At 49.2% G+C, this 6,232-nt stretch carries 12 protein-coding genes and 2 pseudogenes; all 14 read right to left on the bottom strand.

What is annotated here, in order from left to right; translation table 11 throughout:
• Positions 1–92: pseudogene (locus tag M3200_RS06350) on the bottom strand (30S ribosomal protein S13); the annotation flags it as partial.
• A 22-nt stretch (positions 93–114) separates the two neighbouring features.
• Positions 115–228 carry a 50S ribosomal protein L36 gene (gene rpmJ / locus M3200_RS06345; RefSeq protein WP_008859825.1) on the bottom strand — a complete coding sequence of 38 codons (114 nt, stop codon included), beginning with the start codon at positions 226–228 and terminating at the stop codon, positions 115–117.
• Between the two features lie 16 nt (positions 229–244).
• Positions 245–466 (bottom strand): translation initiation factor IF-1, encoded by a 222-nt coding sequence (infA, locus tag M3200_RS06340; RefSeq protein ID WP_022382702.1) that lies wholly within the window; start codon positions 464–466, stop codon positions 245–247.
• Between the two features lie 51 nt (positions 467–517).
• Positions 518–1,270 carry a type I methionyl aminopeptidase gene (map, locus tag M3200_RS06335; RefSeq protein ID WP_022382701.1) on the bottom strand — a complete coding sequence of 251 codons (753 nt, stop codon included), beginning with the start codon at positions 1,268–1,270 and terminating at the stop codon, positions 518–520.
• Entirely contained in the window at positions 1,267–1,920 is a 654-nt protein-coding gene (locus tag M3200_RS06330; RefSeq protein WP_022382700.1) for an adenylate kinase, read from the bottom strand. Before M3200_RS06330 ends, map begins: the two co-directional genes overlap by 4 nt.
• 11 nt (positions 1,921–1,931) lie before the next feature.
• Positions 1,932–3,194, bottom strand: a complete 1,263-nt coding sequence (gene secY, locus M3200_RS06325; RefSeq protein WP_022382699.1) for a preprotein translocase subunit SecY — start codon at positions 3,192–3,194, stop codon at positions 1,932–1,934.
• Position 3,195: 1 nt separating this feature from the next.
• A complete protein-coding gene (gene rplO, locus M3200_RS06320) occupies positions 3,196–3,636 on the bottom strand; it encodes a 50S ribosomal protein L15 (protein WP_022382698.1) in 441 nt (146 codons plus the stop codon).
• A gap of 19 nt (positions 3,637–3,655) precedes the next feature.
• Positions 3,656–3,838 carry a 50S ribosomal protein L30 gene (gene rpmD, locus M3200_RS06315; RefSeq protein ID WP_022382697.1) on the bottom strand — a complete coding sequence of 61 codons (183 nt, stop codon included), beginning with the start codon at positions 3,836–3,838 and terminating at the stop codon, positions 3,656–3,658.
• 11 nt (positions 3,839–3,849) lie between these two features.
• Positions 3,850–4,350, bottom strand: coding sequence for a 30S ribosomal protein S5 (rpsE, locus tag M3200_RS06310; protein ID WP_022382696.1), 501 nt, complete (start codon positions 4,348–4,350; stop codon positions 3,850–3,852).
• Positions 4,351–4,368: 18 nt separating this feature from the next.
• Entirely contained in the window at positions 4,369–4,734 is a 366-nt protein-coding gene (gene rplR / locus M3200_RS06305; protein ID WP_022382695.1) for a 50S ribosomal protein L18, read from the bottom strand.
• An 18-nt stretch (positions 4,735–4,752) separates the two neighbouring features.
• The gene (gene rplF, locus M3200_RS06300) at positions 4,753–5,295 is read right to left on the bottom strand and encodes a 50S ribosomal protein L6 (protein WP_022382694.1); all 543 of its coding nucleotides are present in this window, start codon (positions 5,293–5,295) and stop codon (positions 4,753–4,755) included.
• A 17-nt stretch (positions 5,296–5,312) separates the two neighbouring features.
• Complete coding sequence (gene rpsH / locus M3200_RS06295; RefSeq protein WP_022382693.1) at positions 5,313–5,711, bottom strand: 30S ribosomal protein S8; 399 nt, start codon at positions 5,709–5,711, stop codon at positions 5,313–5,315.
• 22 nt (positions 5,712–5,733) lie between these two features.
• Positions 5,734–6,003, bottom strand: coding sequence for a 30S ribosomal protein S14 (gene rpsN / locus M3200_RS06290; protein ID WP_022382692.1), 270 nt, complete (start codon positions 6,001–6,003; stop codon positions 5,734–5,736).
• A gap of 13 nt (positions 6,004–6,016) precedes the next feature.
• Positions 6,017–6,232 (bottom strand): annotated as a pseudogene (gene rplE, locus M3200_RS06285) (50S ribosomal protein L5); the annotation flags it as partial.

Genomic DNA, 6,232 nt, shown 5'->3' with positions numbered 1-6,232 from the left:
TTGGAAAGAGTGGGGCCAATTCCATAAATATAAGTTAAGCCGATCTCAACGCGCTTATCTCTTGGTAAGTCTACACCAGCTATACGTGCCATCTACTCTTTAACCTCCTTTTAATTAACCTTGTCTCTGCTTATGTTTCGGATTTTCACAAATAACCATTACGCGGCCTTTGCGTTTGATGATCTTGCATTTGTCGCACATCTTTTTAACGGACGGTCTGACCTTCATCTTGGTTCCTCCTTACTTACTTGTAACGATAGGTAATCCTGCCGTGCTCTAAATCATAGGGCGTCAATTCCACTGTTACCTTGTCTCCGGGCAGTATACGGATGAAATTCATACGCATCTTTCCGGAAATAGTAGCCAGTACAATATGGCCGCCGTTTTCCAGTTTAACACGGAACATGGCGTTTGGAAGTTTTTCTACTACTCTGCCTTCTACTTCAATAACGTCTGCCTTGCTCATGCGAGCCTCCTTTGGCTTATCATATGCTGTCCGCCGGTAATAATGATGGAATCAATTACGCAGCGTAAGAATTCTCGGACCATCTTTGGTAATGGTAATGGTGTGTTCGATGTGTGCGGACGGAAGTCCGTCTGCGGTCACTACGCCCCATCCGTCACGCAGTGTGATGATGTCTGGGCTGCCCATGGTGATCATAGGCTCGATACAGATACACATACCTTCTTCGAGACGCGGTCCGTGTCCCGGGGTGCCGTAGTTCGGTACTTCCGGGTCTTCATGCATGCCGATGCCGATGCCGTGGCCCACGTATTCACGCAGGACGCCGTATCCGTATGGCTTGACATAGCTTTCCACCGCATGTCCGATGTCGCCTACAGTATTCCCTATAACTGCCTGTTTGATGCCTGCGAAAAGCGCACCTTCCGTGGCCTTAATGAGCTGGAGGTTTTTCTTGTTTGTGTGTCCTACTGGAACGGTGATACAGGAATCACCCATGTAACCATTCAATTCTACCACAAGATCGAGAGAAATAGTATCACCTTTTTTTAAAATTTTTCTCGCAGATGGTATTCCATGGACAACAGTATCGTTAACAGAGGTGCAAAGTGTTGCCGGATATCCTTCATAGCCTTTGCAGCTCGGGATGCCGCCTCTGTCTCTGATAAATTTTTCAGCCATTTCATCAAGCTCCAACGTGCTGATTCCCGGCTTAACCTCTTTCTCAAGCATAGAGAGTGTATCCGCAGTCAGTCTCCCGGCTGCGGCAATCTTCTCTACTTCTTCCGGCGTATAAATCGTAATCATTCGGATGCCTTCTTAAGCGCAGCCTGGACGTCGGCGAATACCTTGTCCATGGACTGATCTCCGTTGATTTCGTAATAACGGCCGCTTACTTTGTAGTAATCGATCAGAGGTTTTGTGGATGTATCATAGACTGCCAGACGTTCTCTGACGGTCACCTCATTATCATCAGCGCGCTGATACAGTTCGCCGCCGCAGTTATCGCAGACGCCTTCCTGTTTCGGCGGGCGGAATTCCTTGTGGAAGGAAGCGCCGCACTGACGGCAAACAAGACGGCCGCTGACTCTCTTCACCAGGTCGTCCCTGTTGACGTTGAAGTCGAGCACTGCCGTCAGCTGAATGCCAAGGTCATGAAGGATCGCATCCAGAGCGGAAGCCTGGGCAGTGGTTCTCGGGAAGCCGTCCAGGATCCAGCCTTTTTTGCAGTCATCCTGAGCGAGTCTTTCTTTGACGATACCCACTGTTACGCTGTCCGGTACAAGGGCTCCCTTGTCCATATAGCTTTTAGCTTCTTTGCCAAGAGCCGTTCCAGATTTCACAGCAGCACGGAACATGTCGCCGGTGGAAATCTGGGGGATGCCGTATTCACGAATGAGCTTTTCCGCCTGGGTGCCTTTGCCGGCGCCTGGAGGTCCCATTAATAAGATATACATATCCCTACTCCTTATTTAATAAAGCCTTGATAGTTTCTTGTCACCATATAGGACTGTGCCTGTCTCATGGTATCCAGTGCGACGCCGACGATAATCAGGAGTGACGTACCACCGAAGTAGACGCCCTGAATGCCGGTGATGTTTCCGATGAAGTTCGGAAGGATAGCAATGAATGCCAGGAATACCGCACCAGTCAAGGTGATTCTGGATAATACTCTGTCAATGTACATCATGGTCGGTTCGCCAGGACGGATGCCCGGGATGAAACCGCCATACTTCTTCATGTTATCTGCCAGTTCCTTGATATTGACCGAGATGGCCGTATAGAAGTACGTGAAGATAAAAATCAGAATGCCATAGCAGATGGTATTTGGCCAGGTGCCCCATCCGAAGAAGTTTCCTACTGCCTGCACCCATCCGATATGGACGAACTGTGCAAGAGTTACGGGAAGCATGAGAATCGAGGAAGCAAAGATGATCGGGATAACGCCAGCCTGATTGACCTTGAGAGGTAAATAGGTGGAGTGACCGCCGTACATTCTGCGGCCGATGACACGCTTAGCGTACTGGATGGAGATTCTGCGCTGTCCTTCGTTGATTTCAATGACCATGAGGATCATAGCCAGTGCAATGACGAAAAACAGGAGCAGCTGGAACGGGGAAATGGTGCCGACCTGCAGATAATCAATAACGGTGGAGATAGCCTGCGGGAAGCGGGCTACGATACCGCAGAAGATGATCAGCGAGATGCCATTGCCGATTCCGTGTTCCGTAATTTTTTCGCCGATCCACATCAGGAGGCAGGTGCCAGCAATGAGGACGACTACAACGAATGTAAAGTACAGCCAGCTGTTGTCAACAAGTGCATTGTTGATACGGAGGGCGTACGTCATGCCGAATGCCTGAACGGCTGCAAGGAATACAGTGAAGTATCTTGTGACCTTCTGTATTCTCTTGTAACCTTCCTGTCCGTCTTTTCTCCACTCTTCGAGAGTAGGAATGACGGCAGTCAGGAGCTGCATGATAATGGATGAGTTGATGTACGGCGTGATACTCATGGCAAATATGGAGAATTTGCTGAGCGCGCCGCCCGAGAACAAATCCAGGAAGCCGAAGAGGTTTCCAGATGTGAACAGGCTTTCAATGACGGAAGCGTCAACTCCCGGTACCGGGATATGAACCCCGAGACGGAAGATGACGAACATCAAGAATGTGAACAGTATGCGATCTTTGAGTTCTTTGTTAGCAAAAATATTTGCGATCACAGATCCCATATCAGATCACCTCTACTTTTCCACCTGCTGCTTCGATTTTCTGCTGAGCGCCCTTAGTAAATCCCTGAGCTCTAACGGTCAGAGCTTTTGTGAGTTCACCGTTTCCCAGAATACGTACACCATCGAGAACGTTTTTCAGAATACCTGCTTCAACGAGAGCAGCCGGATCAACAACAGCGTTGTCATCGAAACGATTGAGCGTTTCTACATTGACTACAGCATATTCTTTTGCAAGGACATTTTTAAAGCCGCGTTTCGGGAGACGGCGATACAGTGGAAGCTGGCCGCCTTCAAATCCCGGATGTGTGCCGCCGCCGGTTCTAGCGTGCTGACCCTTGGTACCACGGGTAGCTGTTTTACCCATTCCGCTTCCCAGGCCACGGCCTACGCGGCGGCGAGCAGAAGTAGAACCTTCTGCAGGTTTCAGTTCATGCAGTTTCATTAGCGCACCTCCTTCTCAATTATTCTGCAATTTCTTTGCAGTCTACAAGATGACGGACAGAGTGAATCATGCCCTTAATCTGCGGGGTAAGTTCTTTTTCTACGGAGGAGTGGGTCTTATGAAGTCCCAGCGCCTTAATAGTAGCGATATGTTCCGGTCTGGAGCCAATCACGCTTTTCTTCAGAGTAACAATAACTTTCATGAGGGGCCCCCTTAGTTATAAATTTCGTCCAAACTCTTGCCGCGGAGGGCTGCAACAGTCTCTGCATTTTCGAGCTTGGAGAGACCGTCCAGGGTTGCTCTTACCATGTTGATCGGGTTAGAGGAACCGAGAGACTTGGTCAGAATGTTTCTGATGCCTGCCATAGCGAGGACGGCACGAACCGGGCCGCCTGCCTTGACGCCGGTGCCTTCAGCAGCCGGTTTCATGACAACTTTGCCAGCGCCATAAACGCCGAGCATCGGATGGGGGATTGTGCCGTTCTTCAGAGCGACAGTGATCATGTTCTTTTTAGCATCTTCGACGCCTTTACGAATCGCTTCAGGAACTTCAGCTGCTTTGCCGAGGCCTGCACCGACCTTACCTTTGCCATCGCCGACTACGACAACAGCTGCAAAGGAAAAACGACGGCCACCTTTAACGACTTTAGCAACGCGGTTGATGAAAACAACGTTTTCCTGTAAGTCGGATTCCTGTTTTTCAAATCTTGGCATGTGTCTTCTCCTTCTACCTTAAAATTTCAATCCGGCTTCACGAGCGCCTTCAGCCAAAGCCTGGACTCTTCCGTGATAGATATAACCGCCGCGGTCGAACACGACTGTTTCAATTCCTTTTTCAAGAGCTCTCTTGCCGACGAGAACGCCTACAGCCTTAGCTGCATCAACGTTGCCGCCGTATGGGAATTCAGCCTTGATTTCCTTATCTAAGGTATTAGCCGATACGAGTGTTACGCCAGCTTCATCATCAATAACCTGTGCATAGATGTTTCCGAGGGAACGGAATACATTAAGACGCGGGCAAGCTGCAGTACCGGAGATTTTCTTACGAAGACGCAGATGGCGGCGGATAACCGCATTTCTGGTTGCATTTTTACGCATATTATTTTACCTCCTGTCTTACTTTGTTGCGCCGGTCTTACCAGCCTTACGGCGTACGTATTCACCGGAATAACGGATACCCTTGCCTTTGTAAGGTTCAGGCTGTCTCCAAGCGCGGATTTCAGCCGCAACCTGGCCAACCTTTTCCTTATCGCAGCCAGATACCACGATAACAACAGAAGACGGGGTTGTAATTGTAATGCCTTCCGGCGGGGTTACGATAACCGGATGGGAGAAGCCCAGAGCCAGTTTCAGGTTTGTTCCCTGCATCTGTGCATTGTAGCCGACGCCCTGGATTTCCAGTTTCTTGGAGAATCCTTCGGTTACGCCGAGAATCATGTTGTGCAGCAGTGTACGGTTCAGACCGTGCAGGGAGCGGTTTTTGATTTCATCATTCGGACGGGAAACGATGATTTCGTTGCCTTCCATTTTGAAATCGATTTCTTCATTCAGTTTACGGGTTAATGTGCCCTTCGGACCTTTTACGGTGACGGTATGGCCATCAAACTTGACTTCCACACCTGCCGGAACCGTAATAGGTTTTTTGCCAATACGTGACATATTATTCCTCCTACTGATTACCAGACAAACGCAAGAACTTCGCCGCCGAGGCCAGCTTTACGAGCTGCTTTGTCGGTCATAACGCCCTTGGATGTGGAAATGATTGCGATTCCGAGACCGCCGAGAACCTTCGGCAGTTCTTCCTTGTTTGCATATACTCTCAGACCAGGTTTGGAAATTCTCTTCAGGCCTTTGATAACCTTTTCACGGTTTGCGCCGTATTTCAGAGAAACGCGCAGTGTCGGATGGTTTTCCACTTCAACCTGTTCTACGTTCTTTACAAAGCCTTCATCTTTTAAAATTGTAAGCACAGCTGCCTTCATTTTAGAAGCAGGCATATCTACCGTTGCATGATATGCATCGTTCGCATTACGAATACGGGTAAGCATATCCGCAATTGGATCGGTTGTTACCATTGTTTAATCCTCCTCCCGAAATTTACCAGCTGGCTTTCTTAATGCCCGGAATTTCTCCGCGGTAAGCCAAATCACGGAACTGGTTGCGGCAAATTCCGAATTTACGCATAAAGCCGTGGGGACGGCCGGTCAGTTTGCAGCGATTGTGCAGACGTGTTGGGGAAGCATTGCGCGGAAGCTTGCTAAGAGCTTCCCAGTCGCCAGCTTCTTTCAGTGCCTGACGTTTGGCTGCGTATTTCTGAACTGCGAGTTCTCTTTTCTTCTCGCGTTCCAACATAGACTTCTTTGCCATATTGTCCTCCTGCTTATTTCTTGAACGGCATGCCGAACTGCTTCAGAAGTTCACGAGCTTCTTCATCAGTCTTAGCCGTGGTTACTACAATGATATCCATTCCACGGATACGGTCGATTTTTTCGTAATCAACTTCCGGGAAAATCAGCTGTTCTTTAACGCCGAAAGCATAGTTTCCGCGTCCGTCGAAGCTGGTGTCGCTGATGCCGCGGAAGTCACGTACGCGCGG

The organism is Dialister sp. CAG:357 (genome assembly GCF_000435155.1).
In the GTDB taxonomy this organism is placed as follows: domain Bacteria; phylum Bacillota; class Negativicutes; order Veillonellales; family Dialisteraceae; genus Dialister; species Dialister hominis.
This window is presented reverse-complemented; position numbering and strand designations above follow the sequence as displayed.